Here is a 19,917-nt window from a genome sequence, read left to right as displayed (position 1 = left end):
GCTTATTCAGGCTAGCTTTCACTATCTGCATGCTGCTGATTTTTGCAGGTTTTATTTCACTGGGCACCTGGCAAGTAATACGGCTTCAGTGGAAGCTCGATTTGATAGAGCGGGTTGATCAGCGTGTGCACACAACGCCAGTGCCTGCGCCCGGCTTTCCAGCATGGTCACACATCACTGCAAGCACGGACGAGTATCGCCATGTACAGGCTAGCGGCGTTTTTTTGCATGAGAAAACTGTACTGGTACTAGCATCCACAGAATTGGGTGGCGGCTTTTGGGTCATAACGCCCCTGGCGCTAGCAGACCAGACGGTCATCCTGGTCAACCGTGGTTTTATCCCGGAAAAAATGGCGGCATCTTACAGAGCATCATCAGAAAAAGATCGCGCCCCATCCGACACCAGCACCATCCAGGTCACTGGCCTGTTGCGTATGACAGAGCCTGGTGGAGGGTTTTTGAGGAAAAATGATGCAGCTGGCAATCGCTGGTATTCACGCGATGTGAACGCCATTGCAACCGCAACTGGCTTGGCCAGGTCAGCTCCCTTCTTTATCGATGCTGATGCAAACCCGGCAAATAATCAAGCCCATGCGCAGCAAAATGAAGCTTCAGCCAGCTCGCCCGTTGCAGGCCTGACCGTGATTCATTTTCACAACAACCATTTAATTTATGCCCTGGTCTGGTTCTCGCTGGCAGCCATGACGGCAGCAGCCTGGGCCTATGTCATGCGGGATAGAAAGAATGTCAGCGCAGCCAATACAGGAAACACCGCATAAACCAGGCTGGAATTGCCAATTTAACATATAGCCCATGATCTGTTAGCATGCACTAAAAAGCACAATAACGGGACATGGCAAGCATGATAAGAAAAATACTTCTTCATCGTATCGGGCAAGGAATAGTGGCAAAAACCGCAACAAAAACACCAGAAAAACAGTCTGCCATTGCGATAGAGTATGAAAACTCAGCAGGCCACAAGAATATGCTGCAACTCATACAATTGCGCTGGCTCGCTGTGTTTGGTCAGTTATCCACCATACTCATCGTCATGTTTGGATTTGGCATACACCTGCCCTTATTCAAAATGCTGGTGGTGTTGATCTGTCTGATCGCTTTTAATATTGCCAGCCATTTACGCTGGCATGAGCGCGTCTATGTGACCAATGGCGAGCTGGTTTTTGCCTTGCTGATCGACGTATTCAGCCTGACCGCACAATTGTATTTCGGTGGCGGCACATCGAATCCCTTTGCTTTTCTGTATCTCCTGCAAGTGATCTTAAGCGCAGTCTTGCTGGAAACCTGGTCTACCTGGATCATCGTCATCATCACCAGTATCTGCCTGGCTGGACTATCACTGTTTTCTGAGCCTTTGCCGCTGCCACCTGGTGAAAACGGCGGGCTATCGCGTTTATATGTCAGTGGCTTTGTGATTTGCTTCATGCTCAATGCCGCACTGCTGGTTTTCTTTATCACCCGCATAGGTCACAACCTGCATGCACGGGATGCCCAACTGGCCGATCTGCACCAGCGCTCAGTCGAAGAAGATCATATCGTGCGCATGGGTTTGCTGGCTTCTGGCGCAGCGCATGAATTAGGTACGCCGTTAGCGACACTCTCGGTCATCCTGGGTGACTGGCGACGCATGCCTGAGTTCAAGAAAAACCCCGAGCTATTGGAAGAAATCAGCGAAATGGAAACGCAGTTGCAACGCTGTAAAAGCATAGTCAGCGGCATACTGCTATCTGCCGGTGAAGCACGTGGCGAATCTGCAGTCAAAACCACGATCAATACCTTCCTGAATGATCTGACCAAAGAATTCATGTCTACCCGAACCATCGTGTTCTTTGCTTTCGATAATCTGATCAAAGAAGATATTCCCATCGTCTTCGATACCGCGCTCAAGCAAATGGTCTGCAACGTACTTGATAATGCCCTGGAAGCCTCTCCGGACTGGCTGAGCATGGAAGCCCGGCATCAAGGCGAGTCATTGATATTTACCATCATCGATCGCGGGCCGGGCTTCGATCCAGACATCCTGGCGCGCATGGGAGAACCTTATCAGTCAACCAAGGGCCGGCCTGGCAGCGGACTGGGCTTGTTTTTTGTCGTCAACGTGGCACGCAAACTGGGTGGTCATATCACAGTATCCAATCGCGATGAGGGCGGGGCCATCGTTCAATTGAGCCTGCCACTGTCGGCGATCATGCTTTAGGAAGCTCTGATCAAGCTATGCGCGCCGCTATCTTGGACCTGCGATGCTCCTTGTACAGTCGTAGCAAGCGCGTCCGGGTTATCAATGCGTCAAACTAACAAAGACTTTACAATGTCACAAGAGCTATACAAAAGCTGCATAAGAGTTGAAATAGCAGCTCTGCTGCACCTCATCGAAATACAGTGTTAACTTCAGGAATTTGTTCACTATGCCAGAAAGTCGTCTGCTACTCATTATCGAAGACGATACTGCTTTTGCCCGTACGCTGGGCCGCTCGTTTGAGCGGCGCGGTTATACTGTCTTGCATGCAAGCAGCAAGGAAGATGCTGAAAAACTATTAGCAGATCATATGCCCGCTTACGCTGTGGTTGATTTGAAATTGAATGGCCACTCCTCCGGTCTGGCTTGCGTGCAGCTTTTACATCAGCACAATCCCGACATGCTGATCGTGGTACTCACAGGATTTGCCAGTATTGCAACTGCCGTGGAAGCGGTCAAACTGGGCGCTTGCCAATACTTGTCCAAACCGTCCAACACCGATGATATCGAAACCGCCTTTGGCCATATCGCCGGCACGGCAGATGTCGAAATCACCAATCGCTCCACTTCCATCAAAAATCTGGAATGGGAAAGAATCCACGAAGTACTGGCTGAAACCGACTTTAATATTTCCGAAACAGCACGCAGATTAGGCATGCATAGACGCACGCTGGCACGCAAGCTGGAGAAACAAAGAATTAAATAAATTACTGATCTGTTATTTTTGAGCAAAAAACAGTAAATACCAGCCTGAAGTAAATACCGCCCTCAAAGGGATTACTCTATAATCCGCCCTTCAACTGAAAGGAAACACCATGAAAATGCGCATCAAAAGACGCCATCTGAATTTTGGACGCTTGTACAATCACCAACTGGCTGCTGTTCTTGAAGCTGCATTTGAAGAATTCAAAAGCAATTTCAGCGAGCAAGGCGCATCCATCACTGAGTCCATAGATTCATTGCAAGACCTGGGCGCCAGCTATCGTCATTTCAAGAAGTTTGCCCTGCGTTTTGCCAAGGCACATTAATCTTCGCAGTCTCTGTAGGAACGGCTTCAGCCACGAACAGCCCGCGCAATAAAGCCCGTTCGCAGCTGAAGCTGCTGCTCCCTCTTTGCCTGTTACGCAAAAATCTGTATCCCTGCCGCCGTGCGTTTTGACCGTACAATTTCCTTCCCAGGCACACACAGAGTTCTCTCCATGAAACTGTATCCCTTATTCCTGCTGATGGCCACAGCCACCGTATTGAGCCCCGGTCCTGGCGTGGTCATGACACTGACGAATGCCTTGCGTTATGGCATGCGCGGTACTTTTGGCGGCATTCTGGGTATCGCCTTTGGCGCCCTGATCGTCGCCGCAATTTCTGCCACCAGCGTGGGTGTCGTCCTGGCTGCATCGGCTACTGCATTTACCGTGCTCAAGCTGCTGGGTGCGGCTTACCTGATTTTCCTGGGTATCAAACTCTGGCGCGCTCCTGCTTTTCGTTTCACGGAAGGAGATGTCCATGAAGCAAGTTTCAAGAAGCGTTTCATGGAAGGCCTGTCTTTGCAGATGACCAACCCCAAAGCGATATTCTTTTTCCTGTCAGTATTTCCGCAATTCATAGACCCCGTCATGAGCTATGGCCTGCAGTTCACCGTACTGGTCATGACCTATAGCTGCCTGATCGTCATCATTCATAGCAGCTATGCGATTTTTGCAGGACGCGCCAAGACCTGGCTGACGTCAGAAAAAGGTGGTTCATCCATGAACAAAATAGGCGCTGCCACTTTTATATTTTTTGGCTGCGCCCTGGCGGGTGCCAAACGTACGACATAAGCACGGCATTATTCCCAGGAGCACCACATTTTCCCAGACGTTCACAAGTTCACTGTGCAGTACACTTGTGCAAGTTTAACGCTGCAAAGCAGCAACGGATTCATCCATTCTTGACATTTAATAACAAGTACGGACAAAGAATTCTGCTAGGATAAATGCGTATTCAGGGTGCTCCGACAAGCTTCATTCCCCGCATCATTCACCGTCCGAGGTGTACATGTCAACCAGACGCATAGGGATGTCTGACATAGTCATAGGGCAAGCCTTGCCTTGGGACGTGTATGGCAGTGATGGCAGCTTATTATTGCGCAAGGGTTTTATTGTCACCAGCACCAGTCAAGTGTCAGCCCTGATAGAACGCGGCCTGTTTGCTGATACCGGCAAATCTGAAGCTAGTCAGCGCGATGGCAAAACTGTAGAAAAAGCCAGCGAAGCCCCCTCTGTCGTGCGCACCATCAATACTGTGCGTGCAGAATTACGCAGGCTGGTCTATAACCTGAGTACAGAAGCAGATGTGCCAGCCCAATTGATCTCCTTGACCAAGAAAATGGGAGCTGCGGTTTTCATGGCACCGGATGTGGCCCTGGGTTGCATACTGTTGAACCAGGATGATAATTACGGCCCAAGGCATTCTGTCGATACTGCAGTCGTTTCCTTGCTTATCGCCCGCTCCCTCAAAAAACCTGCCGATGAAATGCTCTTGCTGGCCGCTGCCGCTTTGACCATGAATGTCGCCATGCTGAGACAGCAAGAGAAACTGCAAGAAAAAAGCGAAACCCTGAATGCAGCAGAACAGGAACTGATTTCCCAGCACCCAGAAGCAGGCGTCAGCATGCTGCGTGCTGCCGGAGTGGATAATGAAGACTGGCTGTCCTGGGTTTTGCATCATCATGAAAGCGAAGATGGCAGTGGCTATCCCGCCAGGAAAACCAGTGCCGATATTCCGCAAAATGCCAAGATCATTTCACTGGCCGACCGTTATTGCGCGCGCGTCTGTGCCCGCAGCTACCGCAAGTCCATGCTGCCCAATGCCGCCTTGCGCGATATCCTGGTAGAAGGCAAGACCAAGATAGATCCTATGCTGGTCACGGTCTTCATCAAGGAACTGGGTACTTATCCTATAGGCACTTTCGTCAGACTGGAGAGTGGCGAAACTGCTGTGGTCACGGGTAAAGGTGATACTACAACCACCCCGTATGTGCATGCCCTGCTAGGTCCACGTGGCACCCCTCTGTCCACGCCGCTCAAGCGCGACACCCAAAAACCCTTGATGGCCATACGCGAGGTCTTGCACCGTGAGCAGGTACCAGTCAAGTTCACCATGCGCCATTTATGGGGTGATATTGCCAGACTATGAAAAGCGGACTGGCACCAGCATGGCTGGCCAGTCTCTCACTCACCTGGAACAAATAGCGATCATCATGAACAACGATATCCCTGACTCTGTCGAAACCGGCAGCGATGAAAGTTTTGAAGATTTGAACAAATCCGACTATCGCAGCCTGGTCTATTTATATTTTTCCGATGCTGATGCAGCACTACAATTGGCCGCAACATTGGAAATGTATCATCACGAAGTAGTCTGTTTTGAAGAGGCAGATGAATTGCAATCTGCCATTTTGGTCAGAATACCGCAAGCCCTGGTCGTTGATGTCGATAGCCCTGCGGGCCAGGCTACGAGAAAGAAAATGGGTAAGCGCATCATCAGTAATTTTCCCATTATTTACGTTTCAGCCATTGATGATTTCATGCAAAGGCTGGCGGCGGTCAGGGAAGGTGCCGCAGCTTATTTTCTAAAACCCCTGGATGTCGAAGCCCTGAGTGCCAAGATAGATGAAAAAATCGCCAAGAATGAAGTGCTGGCCTACCGCATCCTGGTCGTCGATGATGATGAAATGCTGGCCAGTTATTATGATGCCATACTCAGCAGTGCAGGCATGCATGTGAAGGTGATCAATGACCCCAGCGAAATTCTTGATGCCCTGAAAAAATTCAAGCCTGAACTGGTGCTGACAGACTTGAATATGCCAGTCTGCAATGGACTGGAAATGGCGCAGATCATACGACAAAACAATCGCTACCTCGATATCCCCATCGTCTTTTTATCGACAGAAATAGAAAAAGAAATGGCTGCCATAGAAACTGGTGCAGATGACTTTCTAGGCAAACCCATAGACCCGGAAAAACTCATTTCGACGATAGCTGGCAGGGCAGAACGTTACCGCAACCTGCGCAAGAAAAGATAGCCAAGTTCAAATTCATCAGTCTATCGGCAGCCCACTGACAGGTTTGATTTCTTCCATGCATATCATGGACCGCAAAGAGGCAACGCCCGGCACCTGCATCAGAGTATCCGTCAAAAATTGCGACAGGCTTTTCAAATCACTGGCAACGACCTTGAGTATGTAATCAAAGTCGCCGGAGATGGTGTGGCATTCTATGATTTCAGGGAAAGCCTTCAATTGTCGCTCTACTTCACGCACATTGCGGAACTGTTCCCGGTCCAGTGACAAGTTGACAAAAGCCATCACCCCCAGGCCCAGGGCTTCTGGTGCGACCTGCGCTACATAGGCGCGTATCACCCCTTTTTCTTCCAGTGTCCTGACCCTGCGCAAGGTTTGCGGCGCCGATAAATGTATGCGCTCGGCCAGGCTCAGATTGCTCATGCGCCCGTCTTGTTGCAAATGACGCAAGATGCTGCGGTCATACACGTCCATTTTTCATCTCCCGAATTCATCCTGATTTTTAGGATATTTTATCATTTTCATTAAATAAGAAATTTAAAAACATAATTTAATTAAATATGAAACTTAATTTCTATTTACATGAAATTTACATAGAATTTAGCAATCTAATTCTTTGCCCGGCTGGCTACAATGGTTAACAGAATACATAGCACAACAGGTGCGCAAGAGCCTGATGCGAAATGGGTCTGGTGGATTTCAGCAAGCTTTGCCCTTCTTGCAAGGAGCAACTTAGAAGTCTCGCAACATCAGGAAAACCAGGGTGATTTCGCAATAGCCTCTCAAATGTGTTCCCGCAAGTCCTTTTGGACTTACGCAAAATCGTCACTACAACGTACTTTTGCGCCAGTCCAACTTTAAAAACATACGGAGAACAACATGGTGACCTTCATCGGCACAAAAGAGCTGCAAAATCACTTGAAAAAGACTCGACTGGAAGATGCCATTGTGCGTCTGGCGGGCATGATCAAGGAAGATTATTTGCGCTGGCAATCATTCGACAAGTCAGCGCGGGTAGCCAATCATTCAGACGTGGGCGTCATAGAACTGATGCCCATCTCTGATGGCAGCCAATACTCATTCAAATACGTCAATGGCCACCCAAAAAACACCCAGGCTGGTTTGTTGACGGTGACTGCCTTTGGTGTGCTGGCGGATGTAAATACTGGTTACCCTCGCCTGCTGTCAGAACTGACCCTGACAACCGCGATACGCACTGCCGCCACCTCCGCCCTGGCAGCGACTTACATGGCCAGGCCAGACAGCCGTGTCATGGCCCTGATAGGCAATGGGGCACAAAGTGAATTCCAGGCCGTGGCCTTCCATGCCATGCTGGGCATCAAGGAGTTGCGCGTCTATGACATAGATCCTGCAGCAACTGACAAATTAATTCATAATTTGCGTATGTATCCAGAATTACGTGTGGTACGTGCCAGTTCAACTGCCGAGGCAGTCAAGGGCGCGGACATCGTGACCACGGTGACAGCAGACAAAACCAATGCCATCATACTGACCCCGGACATGATAGAACCCGGCATGCATATCAATGGCGTAGGTGGCGATTGCCCAGGCAAGACAGAATTGCATGCGGATATTTTGAACAATGCCTATGTGGTAGTGGAATATGAGCCGCAATCCCGCATAGAAGGTGAATTGCAGCAAATGCCAGCGGACTTCAAGGTAACCGAGTTGTGGACTATCCTGGCAGGCAATGCCACAGGCCGCAGCCATGCTGAGCAAGTCACGGTATTTGATTCTGTAGGATTTGCGCTGGAAGATTTTTCTGCCATGCGTTATCTGGAAAAATATGTCATGCAGGCCAACTCACCGGTACTGGATCTGATCCCTGAAATGATGAACCCGAAAGACCTGTTTGGTATGGGAATGGCAGCAACAAGCAGCAATGTTGCCAGCCCTGCCCGTAGCAATACAGAATGTGCAGTACCAATAAACGCTTGAAGTCAATGTTGACCCAGGCATCACACTAGAAACGAATGAAAACCATTTCCTTAATTGGAGCGCCTACCGATGTAGGCGCAAGCGTCAGAGGCGCGGGCATGGGGCCCGACGCATTACGTGTGGCAGGCCTGAACGAGGCTTTGACGGCACGCGGCTTGAAAGTCATCGACCACGGCAATTTGCATGGTCCGGCCAATCCCTGGGAACAACCAGTGAATGGCCTGCGCCACCTGAAAGAGGCGATAGACTGGAACCAGGCCGTGTACGATGCCGTCGATAAAGCCTTGCAGGATGGCCACATGCCGATGATGCTCGGTGGTGATCATTGCCTGGCGATAGGATCCATCAGTGCGGTGGCAGCACATTGCCGCCGCGTTGGCAAGAAATTGCGCGTTTTATGGTTTGATGCTCATGCCGACAGCAATCTGTCGACCATCAGCCCTACCGGCAATATCCATGGCATGCCTGTCGCCTGCCTCATGGGTCACGGTCCTAAAGAGCTGATCAACTACAGCGGCCAGACTCCGGCCATACAACCGGCTGACATACGCCTGATAGGCATACGCAGTGTCGATGATGGCGAACGCAAGTTCATCCATGAAATGGGTATGCAGGTATTTGACATGCGTTATATCGATGAATACGGCATGCGCAATGTCATGTCTTCGGTCCTGGCCAATCTCGATAGCAATACCCATTTGCATGTGAGTTTTGATCTGGATTGCCTGGACCCCGGCATTGCTCCTGGCGTTGGTACTGCAGTACTTGGCGGCCCCAGCTATCGCGAAGCACAATTGTGCATGGAAATGGTGGCTGACACTGGCTTGATGGCTTCACTCGATGTAGTAGAACTGAATCCAGCACTGGACGTGCGCAATCAAACTGCCGTGCTGGCGGTTGATTTGATAGAAAGCCTGTTTGGCAAATCGACGCTGGTCAGGATGTAGCCTCCTCACACCTCACACTGGCCGCTTAAAACATGGTGCACGAATGGTCTACATTCTGTGCACCATTTTCTTTAATTTGACTTGCGGGTAGCCATGGGGCCGGATTGTTTTGCTAAAAATCCCATACGTGCCTCAAAGGCTTCTTGCTGCAAGCGGTCTTGTTCCATTTTCTTCGCAACAACCTCAGTGGCAATGTAGTTTTCGGTTGCCAGCTTCCATACCATTTGGCGTTTATTGACATCCAGCGCCAGTTGTCCGGTGTCTTCTGCAATCTGCTTATAACGTGCATCCATCAGTATAACTGCTTGAGCCATTTCCTGATCGTTCATCAATCCACCGATTTCCTTGGGTATAGTCGCTCCGGCAGGTAAAGAGGCATTGAAATGGGTCACAAAGCGGTTATAGCATGCCTGCCAGTTATTTGCGGCTTCAGTCAGCTTATAGATCTCAGCCTTGGTTTTGGATACAGCAGGAAATTCAGGCTGAAGACAATTATAATTAGCCAGGCTTACATCACGACCATCAAAACTCTGGGTATAGTAAGCAATGTCCGCAGCATGCAATTTACGCTGGGTGATTACCTCAGTAAATTGTCGTGCCTTGGTATTGCCGCCACTGGCAGCTTTTGCAAACCATTTCTCAGCAGTATCTATATCAATCGCAACACCATCACCAAACCAGTACATTTCACCCAACGTGGCTTGGGCCTCCACACTGCCAGCATTTGCCAGCTTGGTGAAAAGAGGCAGCGCCCGTACATAATCCTTGTTGGCATGTAAGCGATTGGCGTCGCTCATATCGTCAGCATAAACGTTACCGGTAAATGCCATGATTATCAGCAGTCCTAATATTTTTTTCATGGTGCGTCTCCAGAATAATGATTTGACTTGGTATGACAAACTGCCATAAAAATCAGCAGCGAAATGTATCCTTACATAAAAACTAGAATTGTTGCAATATATAACAAGGTATGTTTTTTACAAGTAAAAGTCAACTTCCTGCGCCTCCTTTGCTGTCTTGCACACAAAATTAGCACTATAAAAACAAAAACCGCTGATAAAATCAGCGGTTTTTGTTGGAAAAAAGACTTTTACTCGACAGCCTTCACCATATCTTCAATGACTTTCTTGGCATCGCCAAACACCATCATGGTTTTATCCATATAGAACAATTCATTGTCCAGGCCAGCATAACCAGAAGCCATGGAGCGCTTGTTGACGATGACGGTCTTGGCTTTGTAGGCTTCCAGGATAGGCATGCCAGCGATAGGTGATTTGGGGTCTTTGGCCGCAGGGTTGACCACGTCATTTGCACCCAATACCAATACCACGTCTGCCTGGCCAAATTCGCTGTTGATGTCTTCCATCTCGAATACCTGATCGTAAGGCACTTCAGCTTCTGCCAGCAAAACATTCATGTGGCCAGGCATGCGCCCTGCCACAGGGTGAATTGCGTACTTCACGGTAATACCTTTGTGCGTCAGTTTTTCTGTCAGTTCTTTCAGGGCATGCTGGGCGCGTGCTACCGCCAGGCCATAGCCAGGAACGATGATGACAGTCTCGGCATTACCGAGCAGGAAAGCGACGTCATCAGCGGAGCCGGATTTAACGGTACGCTGGGCCTGGTCACCACTGGCAGCAGTAGCAGCTTCGCCACCAAAACCACCCAGTATCACATTGAAGAAAGAACGATTCATCGCCTTGCACATGATGTAAGACAGGATGGCACCGGATGAACCCACCAGCGAACCGGCAATGATGAGCATGGAGTTATTCAGCGAAAAACCGATACCCGCTGCCGCCCAGCCAGAATAGCTGTTCAGCATCGATACCACCACCGGCATGTCAGCACCACCAATAGGGATGATGATGAGCACACCCAGCACGAAGGCCAGGGCAGTCATGATGATGAACGGTGTCCAGCTTTGCGTGACGCAGAAGGCTATACCACAACCCAGCATGGCAATTGCCAATACCAGGTTCAACTGATGTTGGCCACTGAAGCTGACTGGCGCGCCCTGGAACAAACGGAACTTGTACTTGCCCGACAATTTACCAAAGGCGATGACAGAACCAGAGAAAGTAATCGCACCAACAAAAGTACCGATAAACAATTCCAGACGGTTACCGAAAGGTATGGGCTGGTCTCTTGCGACGATATTGAATACCCATGGTTCAGACACAACAGCCACGGCGATACACACCGCGGCCAGACCGATCAATGAGTGCATCGCTGCGACCAGTTCCGGCATCTTGGTCATTTCTACGCGTTTGGCCAGCGTTGCACCTATGCCGCCACCAACGATGACGCCAATGGCAACCAGGCCGTAACCCAGACCTGCACCAGCACTTTCGTTTTTCAGCTTGACGATCAGGGCGATGGTAGTCGCGACTGCGATTGCCATGCCTATCATGCCAAAGCTGTTACCACGACGTGCGGTGGAAGGATGGGACAAACCTTTGAGGGCCTGGATAAAGCAAACGGATGCGATCAGATACAGCATCGTTACCAGATTCATGCTCATTATTTGCCCTCCTTGTCAGCATGGGCAATGACTTTAGGCTCTTTTTTCTTGAACATTTCCAGCATCCTCTGGGTGACCAGAAAACCGCCGAATACATTCACTGCCGCCAGTGCCACAGCTGCCGTGCCCATGACCTGGGCCAGCACGCCTTCGGTCAAACCGGCGGCCAGCATGGCACCGACGATGATGATGGCAGAAATGGCATTCGTCACTGCCATCAAAGGCGTGTGCAGGGCTGGTGTTACTGTCCACACCACATGGTAGCCGACATAAATTGCCAGCACGAAGATGATGAGATTGGTAAGGGTATGACTAACTTCCATGATGTCCTCTCTTTAATTGGATTGAGACATGCAAATCGAGACATGAGCAAGCCGGACTTTACATACTGCCTGCTCTGGCTAGGTTATTTATACTCTTTGATGCTGGTGATCTGATTCTTGCCATTCACGAAAACGACATTCGGTTTATACGCTTTTGCTTCTTCTTCTGTCATAGGCGCATAGGTACAGATAATCATCAGATCGCCCAGTTGTACGCGGCGGGCTGCAGCGCCATTGAGTGAAATTTCACCGCTGCCACGTTTACCCTTGATGGCATAAGTGGAGAAGCGTTCACCGTTATTGACGTTATACAGCTCTATCTGTTCGTTTTCGATGATGTTGGCAGCGTCGAGCAGATCTTCATCTATACCGCACGATCCTTCGTAGTGCAGGTCACACTGGGTTACAGTTGCGCGATGAATTTTGGCGCGGAGCATATTTCTTTGCATGGTCTTTCTACTTTCTGATACTTAAAAAAATCTTAAATCTACTTCTTTATTTCTTCAGGACTTCGCCAGCCGAGCACACCAGGGTGGCAGCGACGATTTCATCTTCACGGTTAATCGCCAGCGCTGCATCCTTGTCAATGATGAGCTTCAAAAAGTCCAGCACATTACGTGCATACAGGGCCGAGGCATCAGCCGCCACCAGGGTTGCCAGGTTAGGCTCACCGATGATGTGTACGCCGTATTTGGTGACGGTCTTGTTGAGTTCAGACAGAGGGCAATTGCCGCCCTGCTCCACCGCCATATCGACGATGACTGAGCCTGGCTTCATGGCTTTTACTGTCTCTTCCGAGATCAGGATAGGTGCCTTGCGTCCTGGGATCAGGGCTGTCGTGATGATGATGTCAGCCTGCTTGGCACGTTCATGCACGAGAGCGGCCTGTCTTTCCATCCACGCTGCGGGCATGGGGCGGGCGTAACCACCCACTCCTTTGGCAATCTCGCGCTCTTCATCGGTTTCATAAGGTACATCAATGAATTTCGCCCCCAGGGATTCAACCTGTTCCTTGACGGGTGGGCGTACGTCCGACGCTTCAATCACGGCACCGAGGCGCTTGGCTGTGGCAATGGCTTGCAGACCGGCCACGCCCACACCCATGATCAATACGCGCGCGGCCTTGACCGTGCCTGCCGCGGTCATCAGCATGGGCATGAAGCGCTGGTAGGTATTGGCGGCCAGCATGACGGCCTTGTAACCGGCGATATTGGCTTGCGAAGACAAGACGTCGAGCGACTGCGCACGGGTAATGCGCGGTGCAGCTTCAAGTGCAAATGCAGACAGGCCGTGTGTGGCCATAGCCGCAATATTATCTGCGTCAAAAGGATTGAGCATGCCTACCAGCACCGTGCTTGACTTCATCAGGGCACGTTCTTCTGCATTGGGGGCACGTACTTTCAAGACCAGTTCAGCGCCCAGTGCATCAGCGGCTGTGCCGATTTGCGCACCGGCAGCCTGGTAGGCCTCGTCAGTAATACTGGAAGCCACGCCAGCACCAGACTGCACGATCACCTGGTGTTTGGCTGCAACATATTTTTTTATCGTTTCTGGGGTTGCCGCAACACGCGTCTCCCCCGGCCGTGACTCGGCGGGTATGCCGATTTTCATAGATTTGCTCCCTTTTTAGTGTGAATACTGGTGTAACAATTTCGCGCTGTCGCGGCCAAGGGTAAGCTCTGGCCGCTCCATTATTTTTTGCTGATACAGGTAAATCACTTTCTTACCCGAATCTTACATTTGATATTCGACAACGATATTACACGCAAAATGTTTTTTAGCACAACCGTTCACTTTTTTATGTTTTATGCAAATATCTGTGCGAAAATCAGCTTCACATACCCTGCACCCGCTTTAAAAAGTAAATTATTTCCTTTAAAAACAAATACTTGAAAATAAAGTCAGCATTCGCGCCAGTTTGGTGCAAATTAAAAATAGCAGGCATTCTCTAAAATTAGCAGGCATAGATAAATTACGCATTAGCTAATTCGCTCTCAAATTTGCTGGTTTGCCACACAAAATTTGACGGCAAAGTAAAATGTCGGACTTACTGAGAGAAGCCATGTCTGCCATTTGGAAACCATCCGTCACTGTAGCTGCAATCATAGAGCGCGACCAACAGTTTTTCATGATAGAAGAAGAAACTATTGAGGGCGTACGCATCAACCAGCCCGCCGGTCATCTGGACCCGGACGAAAGCCTGCTGCAAGCCGTCATCCGTGAAACCCTGGAAGAAACTGCCCACGACTTCACGCCAAGCGCATTAATAGGCACTTATCTGTCCCGTTTTATTTCACCCAAGACGGGTGAAGCAGTCACTTATCTGCGCTTTGCCTTTACTGGCGAACTGGGCCAGGCTTACGACCGTGCCCTTGACACCGGCATACTGCGTACAGTGTGGATGAGCTATGACGAACTCGTGGCAAGCCAGGACAGGCATCGTAGCCCTCTGGTCATGCAATGCATAGAAGATTATTTGCAGGGCAAGCGCGCGCCGCTGTCCCTGCTGTTTACCCATCCAAGCGCACTTGGAAACTTGGAACCGCAAAAATGAGCAAGAAAAAAGTAGTGATAGGCATGTCTGGTGGAGTTGACTCCTCTGTCTCAGCATGGCTACTGAAAGAACAGGGCTATGAAGTCATAGGCCTGTTCATGAAAAACTGGGAAGATGACGACGATTCAGAATACTGCTCTACCCGTGAAGACTGGATAGATGCGGTCAGCGTCGCCGATGTTGTCGGTGTTGATATCGAAGCCGTCAATTTCGCCAATGAATACAAGGACCGTGTCTTTGCCGAATTCCTGCGCGAATACCAGGCTGGCCGCACACCCAACCCGGATGTGCTGTGCAATGCTGAAATCAAATTCAAGGCCTTTCTTGATCACGCCATGAAGCTGGGTGCCGATTACATCGCCACTGGCCATTATGCCCGCGTGCGCGAAATGAATGGCCAGTTCCAGTTGATGAAGGCTATCGATGCCAGCAAGGACCAAAGCTATTTCCTGCACAGGCTGAACCAGAAACAACTGGCGAATACTTTGTTCCCGCTCGGTGAAATTCAGAAAACGGAAGTGCGCAAGATCGCCGAGCAATTGCAACTCCCGAATGCCAAGAAAAAAGATTCGACTGGCATCTGCTTTATTGGTGAGCGCCCTTTCCGTGAGTTCCTGAACCGTTACCTGTCGTATAAGCCAGGTAATATCCAGACGCCTGAAGGTGAAATCATAGGCCAGCACGTGGGCCTGAGTTTTTATACCCTGGGACAACGTAAGGGTATAGGCATAGGCGGTATCAAGTCGCACCAGAACGCCGATGGCAGCAGTGATGCCTGGTATGTCGCAAAAAAAGATGTAGAAGCCAATACCCTGTACGCCGTGCAAGGCCATGACCACCCCTGGTTATTATCTGCTGGTCTGGAAGCCGGCCAAGTCAGCTGGGTCGCGGGTGAAGCGCCGCAAGCCGGTGAGCTGTCTGCCAAGACCCGTTACCGCCAGCCTGACGTGGCTTGTCATTTCAGCGGCGATAACGAGCGTTTTCAACTGGACTTCCCGCAGGCGCAATGGGCAGTCACACCTGGCCAGTCTGCTGTCTTGTACGATGGCGATGTTTGCCTGGGTGGCGGGATTATCGACCTTGCCAGCCGCTCAGCCAGCTAAACTGGTCTGCTGAACTACTATCTACCTGGGAAACGGTATTTCCCTCAAATGCCCACAATGTTGTGGGCATTTTTATTTTGCAAACGGACAAGCGAGCGACCGCAGTGCACCTCGCAATTCATTTAATTTTAGCAATATTTCTTTAAGTGCATTCATTCACAAGCGTAAATCAAGGTAAATTCAAAACAAAATTTGATGTATTTTGTTTATTCTGACAAATCTCCCGAATAGACCAAATAGACCAAATTATCCAAAAATATGTACGGAGAGAGACATTCATCGATTTGACACGATTCATTTCTTTACAATTTAAATCGATGAAATTATATTTACATTTCTATTTCACCGGAAAAGCCAGTCGATATGAATCGTCCTGATACGCAATCCCTGGGTGGTACTGTCAATGCACGCATAGGCAAGGTCTATATGAACTTGTCCAAAGCGCACAGAAAAGCAGCAGATTATGTGCTGTCGAATGTATTTCGATCGGCAACCATGTCTATTGATGAGCTGGCCAATGCCGTTGGCATCTCGGTCGCCACGGCAAATCGCTTTGCCCGGGCACTGGGTTTTGAAGGTTACCCGCAATTCCGAGCTGAACTGGTGTATGGCTTTGAAGCCATGCTGGCACCAATAGATAATTTGCGCAGCGAAATCCAGCGCCCTGCCACCAGCACCGAAATCATTTCCGGCTCGCTCAATGAAGACATGGCCAATCTGGAAGCCACCCGTCGCGGACTATCTCCCGACTTGTGCAACCAGGCAGTCCGTCAAATCCTGAATGCAGAGAGAATTTACATCGTTGGCTATGGTGCCAGTGCCTTTCTGGCAGGCCTGATGGCGCATAGCCTGGACCCGTTTTGCAATACCGTGCAATCTACCCTGGGCTCAGGTGGCCCATCCAATGTTGCCAGACAGTTGTTCAAATACACAGAACGTGATCTGGTCATCGGTATCTCCTTCCCGCGTTATGCGGAAGATGTAGTGACTATTTTACAACAGTTGCGTGACAAGGATGTGCCCATACTGGCACTGACGGATGCACCCAGCTCCCCCCTGGCATCGCTGGCCAGCATCACCCTGTATGCGCAAACACGGCGCAATTTCTCCCCCAACTCCGAAGGTGCTGCACTGTGCCTGATAGAAGCCATTTGCAGTGCGGTCGCACACCAGGCAAAAGCGCCAGTACATGCAGCGTCTGAAATGACCAAGTTCATGTTGCCCTGGCTGTATCAGGAACCCAATGCCACCACTCGCAAGCACCAGGCGGCAGCAGCCAACAAGATCATCGACATGGACAGGCCAGCATAAGATGGGCGCACCTGCCGCTATCGCCATCCACGGTGGTGCTGGCACGATCTTACGCAGCAGCCTGACTGCTGAACAGGAAGCGCGCTATCTGGATGAGTTGCGGTCTGTCGTCACTGCAGGCAATGAAGTATTGGCACAAGGTGGTAGCGCGCTGGATGCTGTGAGTCTGGCCGTCAGCCTGCTGGAAGATTGCCCACTTTTCAACGCAGGCAAAGGTGCCGTATTCACCAACGCAGGCACGATGGAAATGGATGCATCCATCATGGATGGCAAAACCCGTCGTGCAGGTGGCGTGGCTTGTATACAGTATGTGCGCAATCCCGTTCGCGCTGCCAGAGCAGTCATGGAGCACAGCCCGCATGTCTTGATGGTAGGCAAAGGTGCAGAAGAATTCCTGCGCCAGCATGGCTTGGCATTTGAAGACAGCACTTACTTTTATACCGAAGAGCGTCATGCACAATTGCTGCGCGTACAGCAAGAATCCGGCATGTTGCTGGATCATGATGCAGCGAATTTGCTGACCATGGCATCAGAACAAGCAGCAGAACCTGCGCCACTTGATCCTGACAAAAAATTTGGCACAGTAGGAGCCGTAGCGCTGGATTTGCATGGCAACCTGGCTGCAGCCACCTCCACCGGTGGCATGACCAATAAACTGCCTGGTCGCGTGGGTGATACACCCATGCTTGGTGCTGGCTGCTATGCCGACAACCAGACTGCGGCCCTGTCTGCCACAGGAACGGGTGAAGCCTTCATGCGTAGCCTGGCACTACATGATATCGCTGCGCAGATGCAATATCTGGGGCTCAGCCTGGAACAAGCCGCCAGCAATGTTGTCACGAATAAACTGCCCTTGTATGAAGGCCAGGGAGGCATCATAGGCATAGACGCATCCGGCAATATCGTGCTGCCCTTCAATACCGAAGGCATGTACCGCGCGTATCAGCGTGTTGGTGAAGCTGCATTTGCAGCAATTTATGCAAGCTGAGTCTACGCAAAATAAGTGGTAGTTTTACCCTCCGATTACCGGGAATACTTACATAAAAAACACCTATACTGCGGGTGTTTTCATTCCCGGAGTTAAAAAATCATGCGTAATTTTCTCCCCAAATTTGCGGTCGGCCTGATCGTCTTGCTGGTCCTGTTCATCCTCAGTCCCTTTGCTACCATTCCCGCCGGTCATCGAGGCGTATTGACGACGTTTGGCAAACCCTCGGATGAGGTCTACAGTGAAGGCATACACTGGGTCTGGCCCATCGCCCAAAAAATGCAGAAAGTTTCCGTCGCCATACAAAAAGGCGAAGGTGACGGTGATGCTGCTTCCAAGGACTTACAAACCGTGCACACCAAGATCGCCATTAACTATCACGTCAGGCCAGATGCAGTAGTCTCGATCTTCCGCGATCTTGGCAACGAGCCTGGCGAGCGCATCATCATCCCCAGTGTGCAAGAAGCGGTCAAGGCCGTGACTGCCCGCTTCACAGCCGAAGAATTGATTTCGCGCCGCTCACAAGTACGCGATGAAATCATCCTGGCCCTGAAAGAACGCATGGCCAGACATGGCCTGGTGGTCGATGAGTTTTCCATCGTCAATTTCAACTTCAGCCGCACCTTCAATGAAGCGATTGAAGCCAAGACCACAGCAGATCAATTGAAGATGAAGGCTGAGCGTGACCTGCAAAGGATAGAAGTCGAAGCCAAGCAAAAAGTATCCCGCGCCCGCGCAGAAGCCGAGGCACTGGCCCTGCAAAGACAGCAAGTCACACCGGAACTGTTGCGTCTGCGTGAAACCGAGAACCAGGCCAAGGCCATAGAAAAATGGGATGGCCGCCTGCCAACCACGACTGGCGGCGCTATCCCTTTCATCAATGTCGGTAAATAATCAGCAACAAGCCAAGGATAAGCCAGCCATGTCAGATAAAAAAACATCCGCCCGCTTTACCGCGTTTTGCATACTCTTGCTAGTCATCTGGTATGTCATGGACAGCCCAGTCGATTTAAACCTGGACTGGAGTCCAGATGACTTTGACATCTTTTCTGACGCAGGCTTTACATTCGGTGGCATTGCAGTGGCGCTACTCGCCATCGTCTTCGCCATGGTCATGGCGGGCTTGGTAATTGCTGGCGTGTCATTCTTGCTGGTGGGTTTTGCGGTACTGATAGGTGGTTTGTTTTTGATGATTTTCTCGCCGTTTTTATTGCCTGTCTTACTATTGATTGTGGTGCTGGGAATTTTTAAGAGGAAGTCGCGGTAGGGATTTTAGTAATTTGAAATGTGGTTGAACTGGGGTTGGGGTGGTTGCTGTTGGGTCTGACTTTGGGTCTGACTTTGGGTTTGACTTTGGGTTTGTTTTTGACTTTTGCAGTTCCCATGTGTCGACGCCATTTGTGCAGTACAGAAAATGGAAAGAGAAGGACCGCTGTCTGAGCGTAGCGAGTTTCGGGACTTCCCATTTTTTGTACTGCACAAATGGGAACCCCGCAGGGGCGGCGATGCCTGGGTCGCCTTTCTTTGGCGACGCAAAGAAAGAATTTCGGCCGCCGGGCCGAGACCCGGCCTGGCTCTACGAAGGGCAATCGTTTTAATCAAAGTACGGCAATGCAACGAACGCCACTAGAGCTCCGGCTCAGCGCTCTCCAGCTTTCATATTAACGAATACGTGCTTGATAAGCCCAGTGTTGGGCTGATAAAGCGTAGCCCAACCTACGTGACGAGTTTGTGATTGCCGCTAATCGACAGAACCCCATCCTCATCCCAAGCTTCTCCACCGCATCGCTTGCAAGCGACTTAGAGATTCGTGGCACCAAGCTGCGCTTGGCGAATTCCTACGAATCTCCTTGAAGGAGAAGGGACCAAAAACGACCACCACCACTTGCACGCG

At 50.4% G+C, this 19,917-nt stretch carries 21 protein-coding genes; 15 read left to right on the top strand and 6 right to left on the bottom strand.

Translation table 11 applies throughout. From position 1 onward, the window contains the following. The first annotated feature begins 29 nt into the window (after positions 1-29). From ACO0LC_RS07675 to ACO0LC_RS07645, 7 genes are all read left to right on the top strand, one after another. On the top strand, positions 30-779 hold the full coding sequence (locus tag ACO0LC_RS07675) for an SURF1 family protein (protein ID WP_423002048.1): 750 nt from the start codon (positions 30-32) through the stop codon (positions 777-779). A 122-nt stretch (positions 780-901) separates the two neighbouring features. Beyond that, complete coding sequence (locus ACO0LC_RS07670; protein WP_423002144.1) at positions 902-2,215, top strand: ATP-binding protein; 1,314 nt, start codon at positions 902-904, stop codon at positions 2,213-2,215. A 208-nt stretch (positions 2,216-2,423) separates the two neighbouring features. Continuing rightward, positions 2,424-2,960, top strand: a complete 537-nt coding sequence (locus ACO0LC_RS07665) for a response regulator transcription factor (protein ID WP_423002047.1) — start codon at positions 2,424-2,426, stop codon at positions 2,958-2,960. 109 nt (positions 2,961-3,069) lie between these two features. Further along, the gene (locus ACO0LC_RS07660) at positions 3,070-3,282 is read left to right on the top strand and encodes a hypothetical protein (protein ID WP_422949406.1); all 213 of its coding nucleotides are present in this window, start codon (positions 3,070-3,072) and stop codon (positions 3,280-3,282) included. 171 nt (positions 3,283-3,453) lie between these two features. Continuing rightward, positions 3,454-4,071, top strand: a complete 618-nt coding sequence (locus ACO0LC_RS07655) for a LysE family translocator (RefSeq protein WP_423002046.1) — start codon at positions 3,454-3,456, stop codon at positions 4,069-4,071. 217 nt (positions 4,072-4,288) lie between these two features. Continuing rightward, on the top strand, positions 4,289-5,428 hold the full coding sequence (locus ACO0LC_RS07650) for an HD-GYP domain-containing protein (protein ID WP_423002045.1): 1,140 nt from the start codon (positions 4,289-4,291) through the stop codon (positions 5,426-5,428). Continuing rightward, the gene (locus ACO0LC_RS07645) at positions 5,415-6,317 is read left to right on the top strand and encodes a response regulator (protein ID WP_423002044.1); all 903 of its coding nucleotides are present in this window, start codon (positions 5,415-5,417) and stop codon (positions 6,315-6,317) included. Before ACO0LC_RS07650 ends, ACO0LC_RS07645 begins: the two co-directional genes overlap by 14 nt. A gap of 15 nt (positions 6,318-6,332) precedes the next feature. On the opposite strand, the gene ACO0LC_RS07640 is transcribed toward ACO0LC_RS07645, so the two are convergent. After that, positions 6,333-6,788, bottom strand: coding sequence for an Lrp/AsnC family transcriptional regulator (locus ACO0LC_RS07640; protein WP_162057814.1), 456 nt, complete (start codon positions 6,786-6,788; stop codon positions 6,333-6,335). Positions 6,789-7,193: 405 nt separating this feature from the next. On the opposite strand from ACO0LC_RS07640, the gene ACO0LC_RS07635 reads away from it, so the two are divergent. Both ACO0LC_RS07635 and rocF read left to right on the top strand, forming a co-directional pair. Further along, positions 7,194-8,273 (top strand): ornithine cyclodeaminase, encoded by a 1,080-nt coding sequence (locus tag ACO0LC_RS07635; RefSeq protein WP_423002043.1) that lies wholly within the window; start codon positions 7,194-7,196, stop codon positions 8,271-8,273. Positions 8,274-8,308: 35 nt separating this feature from the next. Beyond that, positions 8,309-9,220 carry an arginase gene (gene rocF / locus ACO0LC_RS07630; RefSeq protein ID WP_423002042.1) on the top strand — a complete coding sequence of 304 codons (912 nt, stop codon included), beginning with the start codon at positions 8,309-8,311 and terminating at the stop codon, positions 9,218-9,220. A gap of 71 nt (positions 9,221-9,291) precedes the next feature. Here the strand turns inward: rocF and ACO0LC_RS07625 are convergent, their stop codons facing one another. The 5 genes from ACO0LC_RS07625 to ACO0LC_RS07605 all read right to left on the bottom strand — a co-directional run bounded on the left by ACO0LC_RS07625 (position 9,292) and on the right by ACO0LC_RS07605 (position 13,678). Continuing rightward, positions 9,292-10,080: a tetratricopeptide repeat protein gene (locus ACO0LC_RS07625; RefSeq protein ID WP_423002041.1), complete on the bottom strand. Its 789-nt coding sequence runs from the start codon at positions 10,078-10,080 to the stop codon at positions 9,292-9,294. Positions 10,081-10,310: 230 nt separating this feature from the next. Further along, positions 10,311-11,744, bottom strand: coding sequence for an NAD(P)(+) transhydrogenase (Re/Si-specific) subunit beta (locus ACO0LC_RS07620; RefSeq protein ID WP_423002040.1), 1,434 nt, complete (start codon positions 11,742-11,744; stop codon positions 10,311-10,313). Beyond that, the gene (locus ACO0LC_RS07615; RefSeq protein ID WP_423002039.1) at positions 11,744-12,067 is read right to left on the bottom strand and encodes an NAD(P) transhydrogenase subunit alpha; all 324 of its coding nucleotides are present in this window, start codon (positions 12,065-12,067) and stop codon (positions 11,744-11,746) included. Before ACO0LC_RS07615 ends, ACO0LC_RS07620 begins: the two co-directional genes overlap by 1 nt. 83 nt (positions 12,068-12,150) lie before the next feature. Then, entirely contained in the window at positions 12,151-12,516 is a 366-nt protein-coding gene (gene panD / locus ACO0LC_RS07610; RefSeq protein WP_110255112.1) for an aspartate 1-decarboxylase, read from the bottom strand. Between the two features lie 46 nt (positions 12,517-12,562). Then, entirely contained in the window at positions 12,563-13,678 is a 1,116-nt protein-coding gene (locus ACO0LC_RS07605) for a Re/Si-specific NAD(P)(+) transhydrogenase subunit alpha (protein ID WP_423002038.1), read from the bottom strand. 451 nt (positions 13,679-14,129) lie between these two features. Between ACO0LC_RS07605 and ACO0LC_RS07600 the strand changes: the two genes are divergently transcribed. The 6 genes from ACO0LC_RS07600 to ACO0LC_RS07575 all read left to right on the top strand — a co-directional run bounded on the left by ACO0LC_RS07600 (position 14,130) and on the right by ACO0LC_RS07575 (position 19,290). Continuing rightward, a complete protein-coding gene (locus ACO0LC_RS07600) occupies positions 14,130-14,621 on the top strand; it encodes an NUDIX hydrolase (RefSeq protein WP_423002037.1) in 492 nt (163 codons plus the stop codon). After that, the gene (gene mnmA / locus ACO0LC_RS07595) at positions 14,618-15,724 is read left to right on the top strand and encodes a tRNA 2-thiouridine(34) synthase MnmA (protein ID WP_423002036.1); all 1,107 of its coding nucleotides are present in this window, start codon (positions 14,618-14,620) and stop codon (positions 15,722-15,724) included. Before ACO0LC_RS07600 ends, mnmA begins: the two co-directional genes overlap by 4 nt. Before the next feature lie 363 nt (positions 15,725-16,087). Beyond that, on the top strand, positions 16,088-17,035 hold the full coding sequence (locus ACO0LC_RS07590; protein ID WP_423002035.1) for a MurR/RpiR family transcriptional regulator: 948 nt from the start codon (positions 16,088-16,090) through the stop codon (positions 17,033-17,035). A gap of 1 nt (position 17,036) precedes the next feature. Continuing rightward, complete coding sequence (locus ACO0LC_RS07585) at positions 17,037-18,023, top strand: isoaspartyl peptidase/L-asparaginase family protein (RefSeq protein ID WP_423002143.1); 987 nt, start codon at positions 17,037-17,039, stop codon at positions 18,021-18,023. Between the two features lie 102 nt (positions 18,024-18,125). Beyond that, positions 18,126-18,917, top strand: a complete 792-nt coding sequence (locus tag ACO0LC_RS07580) for a prohibitin family protein (protein ID WP_423002034.1) — start codon at positions 18,126-18,128, stop codon at positions 18,915-18,917. A 28-nt stretch (positions 18,918-18,945) separates the two neighbouring features. After that, entirely contained in the window at positions 18,946-19,290 is a 345-nt protein-coding gene (locus tag ACO0LC_RS07575) for a hypothetical protein (RefSeq protein ID WP_423002033.1), read from the top strand. The last annotated feature ends 627 nt before the right edge of the window (positions 19,291-19,917 follow it).

Origin of the sequence: Undibacterium sp. JH2W (assembly GCF_049340425.1) — a bacterium.
Lineage (GTDB): Bacteria > Pseudomonadota > Gammaproteobacteria > Burkholderiales > Burkholderiaceae_D > Undibacterium.
This window is presented reverse-complemented; position numbering and strand designations above follow the sequence as displayed.